The sequence below is a fragment of the Streptomyces sp. NRRL F-4489 genome, assembly GCF_001509485.1.
GTDB lineage: Bacteria > Actinomycetota > Actinomycetes > Streptomycetales > Streptomycetaceae > Streptomyces.
Genome location: NZ_LLZI01000019.1, coordinates 1 through 18,015, shown reverse-complemented (window position 1 = coordinate 18,015; position 18,015 = coordinate 1). Strand labels below are relative to the sequence as shown.

15 protein-coding genes and 1 tRNA gene are annotated in these 18,015 nt (G+C 72.8%); 7 read left to right on the top strand and 9 right to left on the bottom strand.

The window, feature by feature from the left end; genetic code table 11:
- Positions 1 to 264: 264 nt before the first annotated feature.
- Positions 265 to 1,074, top strand: a complete 810-nt coding sequence (locus ADL22_RS03560) for a DUF1963 domain-containing protein (protein ID WP_066973726.1) — start codon at positions 265 to 267, stop codon at positions 1,072 to 1,074.
- A gap of 171 nt (positions 1,075 to 1,245) precedes the next feature.
- Here ADL22_RS03560 and ADL22_RS03555 read toward each other — a convergent pair.
- The 7 genes from ADL22_RS03555 to galU form a co-directional block, all read right to left on the bottom strand.
- Positions 1,246 to 1,318: transfer RNA gene (locus ADL22_RS03555), tRNA-Ala, on the bottom strand.
- A 76-nt stretch (positions 1,319 to 1,394) separates the two neighbouring features.
- Positions 1,395 to 2,438 (bottom strand): hypothetical protein, encoded by a 1,044-nt coding sequence (locus tag ADL22_RS03550; protein WP_066973724.1) that lies wholly within the window; start codon positions 2,436 to 2,438, stop codon positions 1,395 to 1,397.
- Positions 2,439 to 2,590: 152 nt separating this feature from the next.
- Positions 2,591 to 3,214, bottom strand: coding sequence for a GNAT family N-acetyltransferase (locus ADL22_RS03545; RefSeq protein ID WP_066973722.1), 624 nt, complete (start codon positions 3,212 to 3,214; stop codon positions 2,591 to 2,593).
- Positions 3,215 to 3,228: 14 nt separating this feature from the next.
- Positions 3,229 to 3,729 carry a MogA/MoaB family molybdenum cofactor biosynthesis protein gene (locus ADL22_RS03540; protein WP_066973720.1) on the bottom strand — a complete coding sequence of 167 codons (501 nt, stop codon included), beginning with the start codon at positions 3,727 to 3,729 and terminating at the stop codon, positions 3,229 to 3,231.
- The gene (gene moaC / locus ADL22_RS03535) at positions 3,726 to 4,208 is read right to left on the bottom strand and encodes a cyclic pyranopterin monophosphate synthase MoaC (RefSeq protein ID WP_066973718.1); all 483 of its coding nucleotides are present in this window, start codon (positions 4,206 to 4,208) and stop codon (positions 3,726 to 3,728) included. Before moaC ends, ADL22_RS03540 begins: the two co-directional genes overlap by 4 nt.
- Positions 4,209 to 4,323: 115 nt before the next feature.
- Entirely contained in the window at positions 4,324 to 5,646 is a 1,323-nt protein-coding gene (gene glp, locus ADL22_RS03530) for a gephyrin-like molybdotransferase Glp (protein WP_066973715.1), read from the bottom strand.
- Between the two features lie 4 nt (positions 5,647 to 5,650).
- Positions 5,651 to 6,553: a UTP--glucose-1-phosphate uridylyltransferase GalU gene (gene galU / locus ADL22_RS03525; protein ID WP_066973713.1), complete on the bottom strand. Its 903-nt coding sequence runs from the start codon at positions 6,551 to 6,553 to the stop codon at positions 5,651 to 5,653.
- A 143-nt stretch (positions 6,554 to 6,696) separates the two neighbouring features.
- Here galU and ADL22_RS03520 point away from each other — a divergent pair, with 143 nt between their 5' ends.
- Complete coding sequence (locus tag ADL22_RS03520) at positions 6,697 to 7,245, top strand: 5-formyltetrahydrofolate cyclo-ligase (RefSeq protein ID WP_066973712.1); 549 nt, start codon at positions 6,697 to 6,699, stop codon at positions 7,243 to 7,245.
- Between the two features lie 234 nt (positions 7,246 to 7,479).
- Here the strand turns inward: ADL22_RS03520 and ADL22_RS03515 are convergent, their stop codons facing one another.
- Complete coding sequence (locus tag ADL22_RS03515) at positions 7,480 to 10,206, bottom strand: penicillin acylase family protein (protein ID WP_066973710.1); 2,727 nt, start codon at positions 10,204 to 10,206, stop codon at positions 7,480 to 7,482.
- A gap of 181 nt (positions 10,207 to 10,387) precedes the next feature.
- Between ADL22_RS03515 and ADL22_RS03510 the strand changes: the two genes are divergently transcribed.
- From ADL22_RS03510 to mscL, 5 genes are all read left to right on the top strand, one after another.
- On the top strand, positions 10,388 to 11,923 hold the full coding sequence (locus ADL22_RS03510) for a potassium/proton antiporter (RefSeq protein WP_079063815.1): 1,536 nt from the start codon (positions 10,388 to 10,390) through the stop codon (positions 11,921 to 11,923).
- A gap of 357 nt (positions 11,924 to 12,280) precedes the next feature.
- Positions 12,281 to 13,597, top strand: a complete 1,317-nt coding sequence (locus ADL22_RS03505; RefSeq protein ID WP_066973706.1) for an MFS transporter — start codon at positions 12,281 to 12,283, stop codon at positions 13,595 to 13,597.
- A 145-nt stretch (positions 13,598 to 13,742) separates the two neighbouring features.
- Positions 13,743 to 14,078 (top strand): FmdB family zinc ribbon protein, encoded by a 336-nt coding sequence (locus ADL22_RS33505; RefSeq protein ID WP_079063814.1) that lies wholly within the window; start codon positions 13,743 to 13,745, stop codon positions 14,076 to 14,078.
- 254 nt (positions 14,079 to 14,332) lie between these two features.
- On the top strand, positions 14,333 to 15,166 hold the full coding sequence (locus ADL22_RS03500) for an S-methyl-5'-thioadenosine phosphorylase (protein ID WP_066973705.1): 834 nt from the start codon (positions 14,333 to 14,335) through the stop codon (positions 15,164 to 15,166).
- A gap of 1,050 nt (positions 15,167 to 16,216) precedes the next feature.
- Entirely contained in the window at positions 16,217 to 16,732 is a 516-nt protein-coding gene (mscL, locus tag ADL22_RS03495) for a large conductance mechanosensitive channel protein MscL (protein ID WP_079063813.1), read from the top strand.
- Positions 16,733 to 16,776: 44 nt separating this feature from the next.
- Here mscL and ADL22_RS03490 read toward each other — a convergent pair whose 3' ends face one another.
- Positions 16,777 to 17,115 carry a hypothetical protein gene (locus tag ADL22_RS03490; protein ID WP_066973701.1) on the bottom strand — a complete coding sequence of 113 codons (339 nt, stop codon included), beginning with the start codon at positions 17,113 to 17,115 and terminating at the stop codon, positions 16,777 to 16,779.
- Between the last annotated feature and the right edge of the window lie 900 nt (positions 17,116 to 18,015).

Genomic DNA, 18,015 nt, shown 5'->3' with positions numbered 1-18,015 from the left:
CACCACCACCCCCTCCCTCCGCACCCGCGCCCAGCAAGCCGCCCACCACCTCACCACCGAAGACGGCCCCACCACCGCCCTCCACACCCTCTCCCACCTCGTCCCCTGACCTTGCACCCCCTTCAACAAACGCCTCCCCGCAGGTGCTTCGCCGCACGGGCCGCTCCACCCCCACGCGCGTACGGAATTGTCAGTGGCAGGCACTAACGTCCCCGCCACGTCCAGTCGGCCTCCGCACGCCGTCCGCACGCCAGAGGAGCCCCCGTGCCCGAAGCGACCCCCGAGCCACCCGCGAAGGATCTGCGCACCCTGATACCGGAGTACGCGGCCCTCGCCCGGGAAGCCACCCTCCTCAACCCGGAGCCCGGCGACCCCGGCGCTCGGGAGAGCTCGCTGGGCGGCAAGCCGCTGTGGCCCGCGGACGAGCCGTGGCCGTACTGCGCGCGGGAAGACCACTGGACGGACGGGCCCGACGCGCGCGACCACACCCCGGTCGTCCCGGGGGCGGTGCCGATGGTGCCGATCCTTCAGCTGTTCGCCCGGGACGTGCCGGCGCTGGAGTTCCCGGAGGGCAAGGACGTCTTCCAACTGGTGTGGTGCGCGCTGACGCACGAGCAGGACCCCAGGGCCCTGGTGATGCCGCGGCTGTACTGGCGCAACGAGGCGGAGGTCCTGGCCGGCGGGCTGCTCTCCGAGATCCCCGAGGCGAGCGAGGGCGAATACGACGAGGACAACATGCCGGAACCGTCCACGGTCTCCCCGACGACCGCGAAGGACTATCCGAGGTCCCTCGACCTCCCCAAGGACATGGGGCGGACCTGGGAACGCCATCTCCGGTCGCCGGCGGACCGCTCGACGTGGCCGCCGGACAACAACATCATCGGGACGAAGGCCGGCGGCTGGCCCGCCTGGACGCAGCCCGCCGACTGGCCGGACTGCGAGCGCGGACACCGCATGGAGCACCTGCTGACCATCACCGGCGACATCCATCTGGCCGACTGCGGCGGCGTCTATTTCTTCCACTGCCGCCGTTGCCCCGCCCTTCCCTGGGACTGGCGCTTCGACTGCCACTGACACCCGGAGCCGGCGGAGCCCCTTCGACGGCCCGGAGCCGCGTAACCGACCGCCCGGCCACGCCGCGTTCCGCCTCCACCACGACGCCGCCCCTGCCGGCCACCCGCGTGACTCCCCTTCAGACGCGCACAAAAAAGCCCCCACCGGATCTCCCCGGTGGGGGCTTCGCTGTGGACCTGAGGGGACTCGAACCCCTGACCCCCTCGTTGCGAACGAGGTGCGCTACCAGCTGCGCCACAGGCCCTTGCGACGAGTGAAACTCTAGCATCCCCTTCGCCGTGCCCGGAAATCGCTTCCGGTGCTGGTCAGTGGGACGTCCGTCACTCGTTCGCGGCGCGCGGGCGGTCCTCGTCCTCGTACTGGTCGAAGAGCGGGGTGCGGCCCCGGGCGCGGCGGCCGGGGTGGGTGGGGCGGTCGGGGGTGGCGTGCGGGCGGGGTCGTTCGGGGACGGAGCTGGAGCGGGCGGAGCTCCAGGCGTCGTCGGCGTCGAGGTCGACGTGGCTGGTGGCGCGGGGGGCGACCGGGGCGGTGACGTAGGTGGGCAGCGGGACGGGGACGGGCTCCCAGGAGCCGGCGGCGGGGCGCGGCCGCTCGCGTTCGCGCTGCTGGTCGACCCACTCGGCGTGGTCGGTCTCCTCGACGAGGGCGCGGGCGCCGGGGGCGTGCGGGGGCGCCGCCGGGCGGGCGGGCTCGGGGGCCGGGGCGTCGGCGTCAGCGCGGGCGTCGGGGCGGTGGTCGTCGGCGGGCGGCTGGTCGGCCGCCTCGTGAGGGCGGGGGCGGCCCTCCCGCAGCCGTCGCGCCGCCGCCTCCGCCTTGCGCTGGTCCATGGTGAAGACGAAGCGGCGCCGCTCCTGGGCGCGCAGGTAGACGATGTACGCGGTGAGGAGGACGGCGGGCAGGGCCGGGGCCCACAGGAACGGCACCCCGCCGACGGCCGCGGCGATGGCGCCGGCGGTGAAGGCGAGGAAGAGCACGGTGATGGTGCGCCGGCGGCGGGCCAGGACCTTGGCGCGCTTGGTGCGCTCGGCGAGCGAGGGGCGCGGCGGGGCGGTCCGGGCGCGGGTGGGGGCCTCGTCGGTGGGCGCCGGGGCCGGTGCGGGGTCGCCGAAGGACCGGGCGCCGGCGGGGCCGTCCGCGGCGTCCGGGTCGGGCTCGTCGCCGGCATCGTCGGTGGCGCGCGCGCCGTGCTCCCGGTCGTAGCGGCGCTGCATGGCCGCGCGCCCGGACAGGAGCCGGATGGCGGTGCTGAAGCGCTCGGTGGGACGGGCCTCGTTCAGCTCGTCCTGCCTGCGGAGCCACATCGGCACCAGATAGGCGGCCCAGGCCCCGACGATGACTGCGTAGATGAGGCCGCTGCTTCTCACGACTCACACGGTAGAGGGGTTTGCGTGGGGCCATCCGCCAATTGGGCCGGTGTGTCGCACGATCTGGCTGATATCTCGAACTTTTTTTGTGATTGTTGCGAGGGAGTTGTGAGGAATGCGATACCGGCCGCGATGCAATTCGAACAGGTTTTTTATTTGTGGGGTGCGTCGGAACGGCCGGGGGTGCCGGGTTTCTGCCGGCGCCAGCGGTTGAGCAGCCCTTCGGGCACTTCTTCGGCGGTCAGCGCGAAAACGGCGTGGTCGCGCCAGGCGCCGTCGATGTGGAGGTAGCGCGGGCGGATGCCTTCCGCGCGGAAGCCGAGTTTCTCCACCACGCGCCGGCTGGGGGTGTTTTCCGGCCGAATGCAGACCTCGATGCGGTGCAGTCCGACGGTGCGGAAACAGTGGTCGACGGCGAGCGCCACCGCGGTCGGCATGACGCCGCGGCCGGCGAGTTCCCGGTCGATCCAGTAACCGATATGGCCCGAGCACATCGAGCCCCAGGTGATACCGGCGACGGTGAGCTGGCCGGCGAGCCGGCCGCGGTATTCGATGACGAACGGCAGCATGCGGCCGGCGTGCGCCTCGGCGCGCAGGTGCCGGACCATCTGCCGGAAGGTGGGGCGGTGCGGCACCGGCACGCCGGGCGGGGGCGGCGGGACGGTCGCCTCCCAGGGGCGCAGCCAGTCGCGGTTGCGGCGGTTGACCTCGCGCCAGGGGCGCTGGTCGCGCAGCCTTATGGGGCGGAGGGTGATCTCTCCGTCCGTGAGGACCACCGGCCAGGGCGTGTTCAGCTGGGGCTCCCGGAGGGTCTGGGGTGGTCGCCGCCGCGGAGCTGGTCGACGGCGTGCGGCAGGAGGTCGGCGAGGACGGCCAGGCCGTCGCGGACGCCGCCGGCCGAGCCGGGGAGGTTGACGATCAGGGTGCGGCCCGCGACGCCCGCCAGGCCGCGGGAGAGCGCGGCGGTGGGGACCTTGGCGCGGCCGGCGGCGCGGATCGCCTCGGGGATGCCGGGGACGTCGTAGTCGAGGATCCGGCGGGTGGCCTCGGGGGTGCGGTCGGTGGGCGAGACGCCGGTGCCGCCGGTGGTCAGGACGACGTCGTAGCCGGCGGCGACGGCGTCGCGCAGGGCCGCCTCGACGGGGTCGCCGTCGGGGACGACGCGGGGGCCGTCGACGGTGAAGCCCATGGCGGCGAGCCCTTCGGCGAGCAGCGGGCCGCCCTTGTCCTCGTAGACGCCGGCGGCGGCGCGGTTGGAGGCGGTGACGACGAGGGCGCGGGCGGGGGTCACGGGCGCCGCCAGTCGCCGGACTTGCCGCCGGTCTTCTCCTCGACGCGGAGGTCGGTGATGACCGCGGCCTTGTCGACGGCCTTGACCATGTCGACGACGGTGAGCGCGGCGACCGAGACGGCGGTCAGCGCCTCCATCTCGACGCCGGTGCGACCGGTGGTCTTGACGGTGGCGGTGATCTCCACGGCGTCGTCGGTGACGGCGAGGTCCACCTTCACACCGGAGACGTCCAGCGGGTGGCACAGCGGGATGAGGTCCGGGGTGCGCTTGGCGCCCATGATCCCGGCGATGCGGGCGGTGGCCAGGGCGTCGCCCTTGGGCACGCCCTCGCCGCGCAGCAGGCCGATGACCTGCGGAGAGACCAGGACGCGGCCGCTGGCGCGGGCGGTCCGGGCGGTGACGTCCTTCTCCGAGACGTCGACCATGCGGGCCGCGCCGGCCGCGTCTAGGTGGGTGAGGTGGTGCTGGCCGCTGCTCATCGTTCTCCCGGTCCGTACTGCCGCCTGTGGGACGACACCGTACCCCCGGGCCGCGGCGGGCACCCGGCCCGGTCGGCGGTGCGCGGCCGGCCCGGGGGCCCAAGGGACGTGGCGGCTACGGGTGGCCGAGGGGGATGACGTCGACGGTGGCGCCGGCGGGGACGTCGGTGGTGTCCTCGGGGACGGCGATCAGCGCGTCGGCGTGGGCCATGGCGCGGATGAGGTGGGAGCCGCTGCCGCCGACGGGGGTGACGGTGCCCGCGGCCGGGTCGTAGGAGCCGCGCAGGAACTGCCGTTTGCCGCGCGGGGAGGCGCCGAGCGGCGCGGTGACGCGGGCCCGGGCGGTGGGGCGGTGTACCTCGGGGTGGCCCATGAGGGTGCGGATGACCGGGCGGACGAAGAGCTCGAAGGAGACGTACGAGCTGACGGGGTTGCCGGGCAGCGCGAGCAGCGGGATGCGGGCGGGGCCGATCAGGCCGAAGCCCTGCGGTTTGCCGGGCTGCATGGCCAGCTTGCGGAACCGCATCTGGCCCTCGTCGGCGGAGAGCGCGGTCAGGGTCTCCTTGACGACGTCGTACGCGCCGACGCTGACGCCGCCGCTGGTGACGATGACATCGGCGCGGTCGTACTGGTCCTCCAGGGCGGCGCGCAGGGTGGCGGCGTCGTCGGCGACCGCGCCGACGCGGTAGGCGACCGCGCCGGCCGCGCGGGCGGCGGCGGTGAGCTGGAAGCTGTTGGAGTCGTGGATCTGGCCGGGGCCCAACGGCTCGCCGGGCTGGACCAGTTCGCTGCCGGTGGAGACCACCACGACGCGGGGGCGGCGGCGGACGGTGACGGTGTCCAGGCCGAGGGCGGCGAGCAGGCCGAGCTGGGACGGGCCGAGGACCGTGCCGGCGGGCAGCGCGGGCTCGCCAGCCCGGGCGTCGCTGCCGGCCCGGCGGATGTGGGCGCCGGCGGCGGCCGGGCGGTGCACCCGGACCTCGCCGGACGCGTCCTGCGGGGCGGCGCTGCGGGCGCGCATCGCGGCGGCCGGTCCCTGGCCCGTGCCGCCGTCGGTCCATTCGACAGGGACCACGGCCTCGGCGCCGGGCGGCAGCGGGGCGCCGGTCATGATGCGGGCGGCCTGGCCGGGGCCGACGGCGGGCAGGGTGCCGCTGCCGGCGGCGATGTCGCCGATGACGGTGAGGGTGGCCGGGGCGTCCTCGGTGGCGCCGGCGACGTCGGCGGCGCGGACCGCGTAGCCGTCCATGGAGCTGTTGTCGAACGGCGGCAGCGGCAGCGGGACGGTGACGTCGCCGGCCAGGACGCAGCCCTGGGCGTCGAGGAGGGGGCGGGCGACGGGGGCCGGCGGGCGAAGCGCCGCCAGGATGTCGTCCAGGTGCTCGGCCACCGACCAGACGCGGTCCGGTGGGGTGGTCTGGCCGGTGGTGCCGTTCAACGTCCTACATCTCCTCGGTGACGTAACTGCGCAGCCAGGCCCGGAAGTCGGGGCCCAGGTCCTCACGTTCGCATGCCAGTCTGACAATGGCACGCAGATAGTCTCCGCGGTCCCCGGTGTCATAGCGGCGGCCCTTGAAGACCACACCGTGCACGGGGCCGCCCAGCTCGGGGTGGGCGGCGAGTTCCTGGAGGGCGTCGGTGAGCTGGATCTCGCCGCCGCGGCCGGGGGCGGTCTTGCGCAGCACCTCGAAGACGGCCGGGTCGAGGACGTAGCGGCCGATGATGGCGAGGTTGCTGGGCGCCTCGGCGGGCTCGGGCTTCTCAACGAGGTCGGAGACGGTGACGACATCGTCGTCGCCGGTGGGGGCGGCGGCCGCGCAGCCGTAGAGGCCGATGCTGGCCGGGTCGACCTCCATCAGGGCGACGACCGAGCCGCCGTACTCCTCGCGGACCTCGATCATCCGGCGCAGCAGCGGGTCGCGGGGGTCGATGAGGTCGTCGCCGAGGAGGACCGCGAAGGGCTGGTCGCCGACGTGCGGCGCGGCGCACAGCACGGCGTGGCCGAGGCCGCGCGGGTCGCCCTGGCGGACGTAGTGGATGGTGGCGAGGTCGCTGGACTCCTGGACCCGGGCGAGCCGGGAGCCGTCGCCCTTGCGGTTCAGGGCCTCCTCCAGCTCGTAGTTGCGGTCGAAGTGGTCCTCCAGCGGGCGCTTGTTGCGTCCGGTCACCATCAGGACGTCGGTGAGCCCGGCCGCCGCCGCCTCCTCCACCACGTACTGGATGGCGGGCTTGTCGACGACCGGCAGCATCTCCTTGGGGGTGGCCTTGGTCGCCGGCAGGAAGCGGGTGCCGAGCCCTGCCGCCGGGATGACAGCCTTGCTGATCCGTCCATGCGATGCGGTCATGCGCGACACCCTAACCGGCGCGGATGAGCCGATGATGAGGGTCCGGTCACGAGATCGGGCGAGCACGAAGGGATCCGGCGGTGAGCCGTGAGCACGAGGAAAAGCGCAGGTTGCGGCGGGGTCTCCTGGAGGTGAGGCGGGCGTTGCCGCCCGATGTCGTGGCGGCCCGGGGTGTCGCGCTGGCGCGGCGCGCGCGGGAGCTGGACGAGCTGGCGGCGGCGCTGCGGGAGGGTCCGGCGCGGACCGTCGCGGCGTATGTGTCGATCGGCGGGGAGCCGGACACCGGGGCGCTGCTGGAGGAGCTGCGGGCGGCCGGGGTGCGGGTGCTGCTGCCGGTGCTGCTGCCGGACAACGATCTCGACTGGGCCGTATACGAAGGGCCCGAGCGGCTGGTTCCGGCGGGCTGGGGGCTGCGCGAGCCGGCCGGGCCGCGGCTGACGCCGGAGGCGGTGACCGAGGCGGATGTGGTGCTGCTGCCGGGGCTGGCGGTGGACCGGACGGGGCTGCGGCTGGGCCGGGGCGGCGGTTCGTACGACCGGGTGCTGGCGCGGCTGGAGCGGTCGGGGCGGCGGACGGCGCTGGTGGTGCTGCTCCACGACGACGAGGTGGTGGAGGCGGTGCCGGCCGAACCGCACGACCGCAGGGTGCACGCGGCGCTGACGCCGTCGGGGGTGCACCGCTTCCACCACTGACCGGCCGAGCGGCGGCCGAGGGCCGGTGTTTCACGTGAAACGGCACCGGGCCGGTGTTTCACGTGAAACGCCGCCGGGTGGGTGTTTCACGCGAAACGGTGCGCGGCGGGGATGTTTCACGTGAAACACCGCACCGAACGGATGTTTCACGTGAAACGGCGTCGGGCGGGCCGGTGGTGTCCGGCCCGCCCGACGCGGTGACGAGGTGCGGTGAGGGGGCGGCGCCCCCGGCCGCTACGGCGACAGCGTGAGCGTGTCCTTGCCGGCCTTCTTCACGGCGTCCTCGCTGAACGCCCAGGGCAGCAGCTCGCCCTTGGCCCACTTGTCGGTCTGGTCGTAGTAGTGGGCGTGGTAGGCGTGCCCGGAGGCGCCGGTGAGGTTGATCCAGCGGGACTTGTCGAGGTCGGCGAGGTTGACCACCATCCGCATGGACGGGACCCAGGTGACCTTGTAGCCGCCGGAGGCGTTCCAGCCGGTGGCGTCGACCGCGGCCTCACCGCCGCCGAGGTTCCAGGGCCCGCGGTTGAGGAGGTCCTGGAGGAAGCCCGGGCCCTCCTTGCCGAGGGTCTGGTTCTTCAGGTCCATCTGGTGCAGCCGGCCCCAGGCCCAGTGGTCGATGTTCTTGCCGAGCTTGGAGGTCAGCTCGTAGCGGGCGTCCCTCATGGCCTGCGCGAGGAGCTGGTCGCGGTTCTTCAGGCCGGGGTGGCCGGGCCGGTCCTCGGTCTTCCACCACGCGTTGTTGGGGTCGTCCAGGATGTTCCGGACCACCTCGTACCAGCGGTCGCCGCCGTCGGGCTGGGCGGTGTCGCCGGACCGCTCACCGCATTCGCGGACGAGCTTGTTGTTCTCGTCGGCCGGGCCGGTGTCGCCGGCCGGGCGGACGTAGAGGCACTGGCCCTGGACGCGCAGTTCCTTGGGCATCTTGTTGCCGAAGGCGAGCTTGAGGGTGTTGCGCCAGACGGCGTTGAAGTAGGCGGCCGCGGCGGAGTCGGGCTCCTGGGTGAAGTCCCAGCCGTTGAGCAGCTGCTGGGCGTCGCGGACGTACTTGTCCTTGATGTCGATCTTCGTCAGATAGGGCGTGAGCAGCCGGGCGATCTCGCTGCTGTTGTCCTTCTGGAAGGTCTGCATATCGTCGGTGGAGACCTTGCCGCCGTCCTTGATCTTGGACTCGATCAGGTCGTTGATCCGCTGGCTGCGGGCGCCGTAGCCCCAGTCCTTGGTGAGCAGGTACGGGTACTTGGCGTCGGTGACGGCCTGGTTGGCGGTGACGATGTAGCCGCGCTTGGGGTTGTACTCGTACGGCAGCGCGCTCTGCGGGATGTAGCTCTTCCACTGGTAGGCGGGGTCCCAGCCGGGGGCCGGGTAGGTGCCGTCGCCCTTGCCGCGGACCGGGATCTTCCCCGGGGCCTGGTAGCCGATGTTGCCCTTGGTGTCGGCGTAGATGAGGTTCTGCGAGGGGACCTCGAAGTCGGCCGCGGCCTTGCGGAAGGCGGTCCAGTCCTGGGCGCGGTTGAGTTCGAAGACGGCGTCCATGGACTTGCCGGGCTCCAGCGCCGTCCAGCGCAGGGAGACCGCGTAGCCGTCGCCGCGGTCGGGGGCGCCGTCGGCGACCGGGGCGTCCTTGCCGACGTTGGTCAGTTCGTCGTCGCGGTCGGAGACGATCGGGCCGTTGTTGGTGGACCGGACGGTGATCTTGCGGCTGTCCCCGCCGGCGACCTTGATGGTCTCCTGGCGGGTGAGGAAGGGCTGCTGCTTGCCGTCGAAGAGGTACCCGTCGGCGTTGATCTTCTCCAGGTACAGGTCGGTGACGTCGGCGCCGAGGTTGGTCATGCCCCAGGAGATGCTCTGGTTGTGGCCGATTATCACGCCCGGCATGCCGGAGAAGGTGAAGCCGGCCACGTCGTAGCTGCACTTCGGGCCGGTGGTGCGGCAGTGCAGGCCCATCTGGTACCAGAGCGAGGGCATCTGGGGCGCCAGGTGCGGGTCGTTGGCCAGCAGCGGCTTGCCGGTGGTGGTGTGCTCACCGGAGACGACCCAGGAGTTGGAGCCGATGCCGTTGCCGTTCGGGCCGAGCAGCGCGGGGACGGAGTCGAGGCTCTTGGACAGCGAGGAGAGCTGGCTGCGGAGTCCGTTCGCGGCACCGCGCGGGGTCCGGGCGGTGGTGGTGCCGCCGTTCGCGGTGGGCGTGCCCTTGGGGTCGAACTCCTTGGTGGCCGGGTCGACGCTGCCGCCGTCCACGATCGGCCGGTTCCGCTGGTACGGGTAGGACGGGTAGAGCTCGGCGATCTGGGCCGGGGTGAAGCGGCTGGTCATCAGGGCCCGGTCGATCTCGTCCTGCATGTTGCCGCGCAGGTCCCAGGCCATCGCCTTGAGCCAGGCCACCGAGTCCGCCGGGGTCCACTGCTCGGGCTTGTAGTCGTTGGTGAGGCCGAGCGCCGCGTACTCCACGGACAGCGCGGAGCCCTGGTGGTCCTTGAGGTAGGCGTTGACACCGGCGGAGTACGCCTGAAGGTATTTCTTCGTGCTGGGCGAGAGCTTGGTGTCGTATTCCTTCTGCGCCACCTCGTGCCAGCCGAGGGTGCGCAGGAACTCATCGGTCTTGATCTGGCTCTTGCCGAACATCTCGGAGAGCCGCCCGGCCGTCATGTGGCGCCGGACGTCCATCTCCCAGAAGCGGTCCTGCGCCTGCACGTAGCCCTGGGCGCGGAAGAGGTCCTCGTCGGTGTCGGCGTAGATCTGCGGGATGCCGTTGGCGTCGCGGATGACGTCCACCGGGTCGGTCAGGCCCGGGAGTTTGAGCGATCCGGTGGTCTCGGGGAAGGAGGCGCGGACGGTGCTCACACCCCAGTACGCGCCGAAGCCGATGCCCGCCACGAGCAGCAGCACGACCGTGAGCGCGACGAGGCGGCCGCGCCGCCCCTTCTTCTTTTTGGGGGCTGGACCGGACTTGTTGGCGGGCATCTCTGTCCTTCGAGGGGCAGGGTGGGAGTGCTGGAGCAACCATAGGCGCACCGGTTTGACGACCCCTACGCGGAGTCATCACCGAGCACATAAAACTTTCAAGCAATGGTAAATTGTTAGGGTCAGTAACTAGATACGGTAAGGACCGCTTGGCCGGACCAGTGCGAGGAAGGATCAGCCCCTGACTGTCGAACACCTCAACGAACTCCTGCTGGTCTGCTCACTCGTACTGCTCATCGCCGTCGCGGCAGTACGCGTCTCCTCGCGCAGCGGGCTCCCCAGCCTGCTCATCTACCTGGGGATAGGCATCGCGATAGGGCAGGACGGCATCGGCGGCGTCGTCTTCGACAACGCCGAGCTGACCCAACTCCTCGGCTACGCCGCCCTGGTGGTGATCCTGGCCGAGGGCGGCCTGGGCACCAAGTGGAAAGAGATAAAACCGGCCCTGCCCAGGGCCGCGGTGCTCTCGACGGTCGGCGTCGCGGTGAGCGTGGGGGTCACCGCGGCCGGTGCGCACTACCTCGCCGGGCTCGACTGGCGCCAGGCGCTGCTGATCGGCGCGGTGGTCTCGTCCACGGACGCCGCGGCGGTCTTCTCCGTACTGCGGAGCGTGCCGCTGCCGTCCCGGCTGACGGGTGTGCTGGAGGCCGAGTCCGGCTTCAACGACGCCCCCGTGGTCATTCTCGTGGTGGCCTTCTCCGCCGCCGGCCCGATAGAGCACTGGTACGTCCTGCTCGGCAAGATCGCGCTGGAGCTGGCCATCGGCGCCGCGATCGGCGTGGCCATCGGCTGGCTCGGCGCGTACGGCATGCGGCATGTCGCGCTGCCCGCGTCCGGCCTCTACCCGATCGCGGTGATGGCGATCGCGGTCTCCGCGTACGCCGCCGGCGCGCTGGCGCACGGCTCGGGCTTCCTCGCCGTCTATCTGGCCGCGGTCATCCTCGGCAACGCCAAGCTGCCGCACGCCCCGGCCACCCGCGGCTTCGCCGAGGGGGTCGGCTGGATCGGCCAGATCGGCATGTTCGTCCTGCTCGGCCTGCTGGTCACCCCGCACAACCTCCTCGACGACATCGTGCCGGCCCTCCTCATCGGCATGATCCTGACGCTGGTCGCCCGCCCGGTGTCGGTCTTCGCCTCGCTGCTGCCGTTCCGGGTGCCGTGGCAGGAGAAGACGCTGCTGTCCTGGGCCGGGCTGCGCGGCGCGGTGCCGATCGTGCTGGCGACCATCCCGATGGTCACCGACGTCCCCGGCAGCGAGACGGTCTTCAACATCGTCTTCGTCCTCGTCGTCGTCTACACCCTCATCCAGGGCCCGACGCTGCCGTGGCTGGCCCGGCGGCTGCGGCTCGGCGACGGCGAGGAGGCCGCCGACCTGGGCATCGAGTCGGCCCCGCTGGAGCGGCTGCGCGGACATCTGCTGTCCACGTCGATAGGCCCCGCGTCCCGTATGCACGGTGTCGAGGTCGGCGAGCTGCGGATGCCGGCGGGCGCCGCGGTCACCCTCGTCGTCCGGGACGGCACCAGCTTCGTACCCTCCCCCAGCACGGTGCTGCGGCGCGGCGACGAGCTGCTGGTGGTGGCCACCGACCCGGTGCGGGACGCGGCCGAGCGGCGGCTCCAGGCGGTCTCCCAGGGCGGCAAGCTGGCCGGCTGGCTGGGGACCGGCGGGGCGGAAGAGCGACGGGAGCGGCCGGAACGGCGGCGCGGGGCGGGGTGAGGCCGCGGGGCGGCCCGGCTCGTCCGGCCCGGTGGCCCGCCTTGCCCGTCCTGGCGCCGAATGTGCGCTATCTCTCCACGGATACCAAGGAAATCCCGGTGAAGCCCTGGTTAATCCCAGGGCTTCACGGGGTCCGACCTGTATAATCAAGAGGGAAATTTGTACGGATCACGAACCAACTCTGCCTGACGCAGAGCTGGCGCGACCGCTCGGCGGCCGCGGTCCCCTGCCACACGCAGCCACCTTCCCGGTGCGGACCACGCGGTATCACTCGGTCCTGCGCGAGAGGACAGCTCTCGGCGCGCACCCGCGACGATCTCTCGGGGCAGCGCTACCAGGCAGCAGAAAGGCCCGGCCGTGGCATCCGCGGTCAAGCAATCCCGTCCCGGTTACGGACAACTGCTCCGCACCCCTGGTGCGTGGACCTTCCTCCTGCCAGGGTTCCTGGCCCGGCAGCCGTTCGCCATGCTGACCATCGGCATCGTGCTGCTCGTCCAGTCCACCACCGGCTCCTACGGCACCGCCGGCGTGGTCTCCGCCGCCACCGGTGTCTCGATGGCCCTGTTCGCCCCCCAGAGCGGCAAGCTCGCCGACCGGTTCGGCCAGCGCGCCGTGCTGCTCCCCGGCGTCCTGGTGCACGTCGCCGGCGTCTGCGCCCTGATCACCCTGGCCCTGGCCCACGCGCCCCTGTGGGCGCTGCTCGCCGTCGCCGTCCCCACGGGCGCCTCGACGCCCCAGGTCGGCCCGATGGTGCGCGCCCGGTGGGCGGCGAAGCTGGGCGGCAGCCCGCTGATGCCCACCGCCGCCGCCTTCGAATCGGTCACCGACGAGTTCACCTTCGTCGTCGGCCCGGTGCTGGCGACCGCGCTGTGCACCGGCATCCACCCGGCCGCCGGCTTGGTGGCCGAGGCCGCGCTCTCCCTGGCCGGCGGGCTGCTGTTCGCCTCCCAGCGGCGCACCCAGCCGCCCGTCCACCGGGAGAGCGCCGCGGACCGCCCGCGCGTCTCGGCCCTGTCCGTCCCCGGTGTCCGCGTCCTGATCGTCGCGTTCCTGGGCATCGGCTCGGTCTTCGGCGGTATGCAGGTCTCGCTGACCGCGCTCACCGAGCACATCGGCCAGCCCGGCATCAACGGCGTCCTCTACGGGATCTTCGCCGGCGGCAACATGCTCGCCGGTGTCGCCTGCGGCGCGATCGCCTGGAAGGTCGGCCCGCGCCGCCGCCTGCTGGTCGCCTACGGCCTGCTGGCGCTGGCCACCACCCCGCTGTGGGCGATCACCGCGATCCCGCTGCTGGGCGCCGCCGGCCTGGTCGTCGGCCTGTGCATCGCGCCGGCGCTGATCACCGGCTACACCCTCGTGGAGTCCCTGGTCCCGGCCGCCGCCCGGACCGAGGCGTTCACCTGGCTGACCGGCGCGGTCGCGCTGGGCCAGGCCGCCGCGGCCACCTCCGCCGGCCAGCTCGCCGACCGCTTCGGCCCCAGCTCCGGCTTCCTGGTGCCGCTGGCCGGGACCGCCCTGGCCCTGCTGGTCCTGCTCACCCTGCGCTCCCGGCTGGCTCCCCGCACCGCCAAGGTGGTCGCCGGGGCACCGGGCACCACCGGGACGGCGGACGCCGGCGCCGCCTCCGGGCACGCCGCCGACGACGAGCGCGAGCGGCAGCTGAGCCACGCCTGAGCCGTCCCGGGGCGGTGACCGACCGCCCCGGTTCCGGCGTGGAGTCGGTCACCGTTGGGGCGTTCACGGTGGACTGGCGCGCCGGAATACTGCAATATGGAGCGTCGTTAGCACTCAATGAGTGAGAGTGCCAGGAGGAAGTCAAGTGCCGACCTACCAGTACCAGTGCACCGCGTGCGGCGAGGGCCTTGAGGCCGTGCAGAAGTTCACCGACGACGCGCTCACCGAGTGCCCCAGCTGCAACGGCCGCCTCAAGAAGGTGTTCTCGGCGGTCGGCATCGTCTTCAAGGGCTCGGGCTTCTACCGCAACGACAGCCGCGGCTCGTCGTCCAGCAGCACCCCGTCGTCGTCCTCGTCCTCGACGTCGACCTCCTCTTCTTCGTCGTCGTCCGCGTCGACCTCGACCTCGTCGTCGTCCACCTCCTCGTCCTCGTCGGACAGCAAGTCGACGGCGGCGGCGAGCGCCGGCTCGGCTGCCTGATCCGGGCGGCCGCCACCAGCGGACTCGCGGCTGCCACCAGCGGACTCTTCGGGCCCCGCCTCTCCTACGGGAGGGCGGGGCCTGACGCGTATCCGGGGCGGGGCGGGGGCGGGTGCGGCGATCCGGGGCCGCGGTCCGGGGCCCGCGGGTTTCGGTGCTCGCTCAGGCGCCGGGCCGGGCGGCGACCGGCGGGCCCCCCTCCCGATCACGCAGGCCCTCGGCGGGCCCGCCCCGTGCCCCGCTAGTGTGATCGCATGGCTGACGCGGAGATTGGCGTAATCGGCGGCTCGGGGTTCTACTCCTTCCTCGACGACGTGACCGAGATCACGGTGGACACGCCCTACGGGAGCCCCAGCGACTCGCTGTTCCTCGGGGAGATCGCCGGCCGCTCGGTGGCGTTCCTGCCCCGGCACGGCCGCGGCCACCACCTCCCGCCGCACCGCATCAACTACCGCGCCAACCTCTGGGCCCTGCGGTCCGTGGGCGTCCGCCAGGTACTCGGCCCGTGCGCGGTCGGCGGGCTGCGCCCGGAGTACGGGCCCGGCACCCTGCTCGTCCCCGACCAGCTGGTGGACCGCACCAAGTCCCGCGTCCAGACGTACTTCGACGGCGAACCGCGCCCCGACGGCAGCGTCCCCAACGTCGTCCACCTCACGTTCGCCGACCCGTACTGCCCCACCGGCCGCCGGGCCGCCCTCGCCGCCGCCCGCGGCCGCGACTGGGAAGCGGTCGACGGCGGCACCCTGGTGGTCATCGAGGGGCCGCGCTTCTCCACCCGGGCCGAGTCCCGCTGGCACGCCGCCCAGGGCTGGTCGGTGGTCGGCATGACCGGCCACCCCGAAGCCGTCCTCGCCCGCGAGCTGAGCCTCTGCTACACCTCGCTGACCCTGGTCACCGACCTGGACGCGGGCACCGAGACCGGTGACGGCGTCTCGCACGACGAGGTCCTGAAGGTCTTCGGCGCGAACATCGGCCGCCTCCGCGAAGTCCTCTTCGACACCGTCGCCGCCCTTCCCGCCACCACCGAACGCAGCTGCCTGTGCACGGACGCCCATCAGGGCTGGGACCTGGGGATCGAGCTGCCGTAGGGGCGGGGGGGGCCTCGTGCGGCGGGTGGGGCTTGTGGGGCACCTCCGGCCTCGTGCGGGAGGGGGGCGGGAGGGACGCCTGGGGCGTCGTGCGGGAGGAGCGGCCGGGGGCCTCGCGCGGCAGGCCGGTGGTCGCCGTCCCCACCCTGGCGGGTGACGGAGTTTTCCACAGCCGCGAGGTTGTCCACAGGCCGGAGCGAGCGGCGGCGGAATGCGGCACGGTGGTGATCGCCGGGTCCGAACGGCGGGCCCGCTTCCGTACCTCAGGCGGTGACGACCATGCCCTCCCCTGTCCCCTCCCTCCCCACTCCCCCGCGATGTGAAGTGCCGCACTTCGCCCCCATCCTCATCGGCGGCCTCCGCGCCCGCCGGCGCGGACCGACCCGCCGCCGCCTGCTCGCCGCGGCCCTCGCGGCGGCCGCAGCAGCGCTGGCCACGGGCCTGTCGGACGCCCCCTTACGCGCCGGACCGCCCCCGTCCGCCTGCCCCGCCGCACCGTCTGCCGGGGAGCGATGACAATGACCGCTCTCCTCGTCCAGCGCCAAGATCGAGTGGCGTCCCGCGGCCCGGCACGGAACACTTCTCCGGGTGGCGGGGCACCTGCCGGGCACCTCCCGCGGAGGCGCGCCCGCGCCGCCGATACCGACGCCGCTATCGGCACCGCCGCATCCATCACCACCGCGAACGGCCCGTTCAGCGGGCCGAGCGACCGTCCTCCGGGACAGTCCGGGCAGCTCGTGTTTTCCACGGTCGCCGTTGTGCTCGCGGCTTCCGTTGTTCCGACGGCTTCCGTGGCTTCCGCCCCGGTCGGCGCGGCCGGGCGAGGGCCGGGATCGGCTCGCTGGGGGCGCACCCTGTTCGGCAGCGCCTGTGGCATTCACAGCGCACCACCTGGCATCTGTACGGATATGCGTACCGGTATCCGTACTGGCGCTCTGGTCGCTCCCCGGTTCGTGTCGCGTGATTGGACACCCCCGCCCCGCCCTGCCGTAAGTTGCGGTGCTGATTGTCGGTGCACCGTCCAGAGCAAGCGTGGAAAGAGGCTGTCAGGTGAGCGGGAAAAAGGGCGAGAGCAAGAGCGTCCTCCAGGGATTCAAGGAATTCCTGATGCGTGGCAACGTCATCGAACTCGCGGTGGCGGTCGTCGTCGGTGCGGCGTTCACCAACATCGTCAACGCGGTGGTCAAGGGCGTCATCAACCCGATCGTCGGTGCCTTCGGCTCGCAGAACCTCGACAACTACCAGACCTGCCTGACCACCTGCGCGGTGGACAAGAAGACCGGCCAGTACGTGGACGGGATCTACATCCTGTGGGGCTCGGTGCTCAGCGCGGCACTGACGTTCCTGATCACGGCGGGGGTCGTCTACTTCCTCATGATCCTGCCGATGAACAAGTGGAAGGCCCGGCAGGACGCGAAGAAGGCCGTGGAGGACGGCCCCGCGGCACCCACCGAGATCGAACTGCTCACCGAGATCCGCGACGCGCTGATCGCCCAGCGCAACGGCACCTCCGCCGCGCCGGGTGCGGCCGCGGCGGCCATCATCAGCCAGAAGTCCCAGCAGTAGCGGGCGCACCGGCCGGCACACGCCGCCCCTTCGCCTCGCTCGGATCAGAGGTGATGGGGCGGCTTTTCGTCGAGGAAGCGCGCGAGATCGGCGGCGCTGTCGCCGCCCCCGGGCCGCTCGCCCCAGCCGCGATCGGTGTCATCGGCGGACCGCTGGCTCAACGGATCATCGAAGATCAGCGCCGCGGCGGCGCTCCCGCCCCGGGGCTGCGGCGCCCGGGTAGCGGGGGGCGCGAGGGGCTGGGTGGGGGACGCCTGGTCGGTATCCGTCTCGGGCTCGGTGTCGGCCTCGGTCCGGGCCTCGGCCTCGACCTCGGTCTCGGTGGCGAGATCGGGGGCGGGCTGAGAGCCGGAATGGGGGGCTGGGTCGGGGTTGGTGCTCACCCGTCCAGAGTACGGGCGGGGCCCGGCGAGAGACGGAGGGCAGGGCCTGCGGTCACGGCCTCGCTCCGTCACACGGAAGCTCTTCTGTCAGCCGCCTGGAGAACGGCCGGGCCCGGTCAGACCCGGAGGGGGTGGATTGGGGCGGGGACTGGGCCGGACTGGCCGGGCTGGGCCGAACTGGGCTGGGTGAGTCGGTGACCAGCGCATGCCGGGTGCGGATACGTGGTGCTGGTGCGCCGGAGCCCGGGAGAGAGCAGGGGGGGCTGGGGCCTGTGGGCTGTGCTCGGGGTCGCTTTGGGGGTGGGCAGTGCGGGGTTGAGGTCGCAGCGTCAGGCGTCGGACGGGCGTGGGCCAGGGCTCGACCGTTAGGGCGGGGCGCGGCCGTTGGAGCAGGGGACGGACGGCCTTCGAGCCAGGGTGCGGGCGCCGGGTCGTGACGCCTCGGGTCAGGGTGCGGGCGCTGGGTCGTGACGCCTCGGGTCGGGGCGCGGGCGCCGGGTCGAGGACGGCCGCCGGGTCGGAGTGCGGCCGTCCGGCCAGGGTCGGCGGCAGCAGGTCGGCCGGCGGCGGTGGAGCTCGGCGGTGCACAAGGCTCCACATGGGTCGACGGTGGAGGTCACGCGTCGCGGCTTCCCTGTTCGTGAGTGGGTATCGGGTGCGGGCCGTGCACGTTGCGCGGACGGGTCGGCGGGCCGTGCTCGGCGTGTCCCCGGCCGAGCGGCCGGCCACGTTCGGAGCCGGGAAGCGGGCGGGGCTGGGGATGGTGGGGGCGGGCTGCGCGTCGAGGCATGGCTAGCGGCTCCCTGCGAGGAAGGAGGCGGGAAAGCCCACGCTAGGAGCGCTGGAGACACCTGGCCCGTTGGGCGGGGCATCGGGGTGGGGCGTTGGTGGGGGTGGTGG

Bases quoted from the DNA above. Each gene is read 5' to 3' on its own strand.
- moaC (WP_066973718.1), bottom strand. From the start codon at position 4,208: ATGAGCAGCGGCCAGCACCACCTCACCCACCTAGACGCGGCCGGCGCG.
- galU (WP_066973713.1), bottom strand. From the start codon at position 6,553: ATGACCGCATCGCATGGACGGATCAGCAAGGCTGTCATCCCGGCGGCA.
- ADL22_RS03515 (WP_066973710.1), bottom strand. From the start codon at position 10,206: ATGCCCGCCAACAAGTCCGGTCCAGCCCCCAAAAAGAAGAAGGGGCGG.
- ADL22_RS03500 (WP_066973705.1), top strand. From the start codon at position 14,333: ATGGCTGACGCGGAGATTGGCGTAATCGGCGGCTCGGGGTTCTACTCC.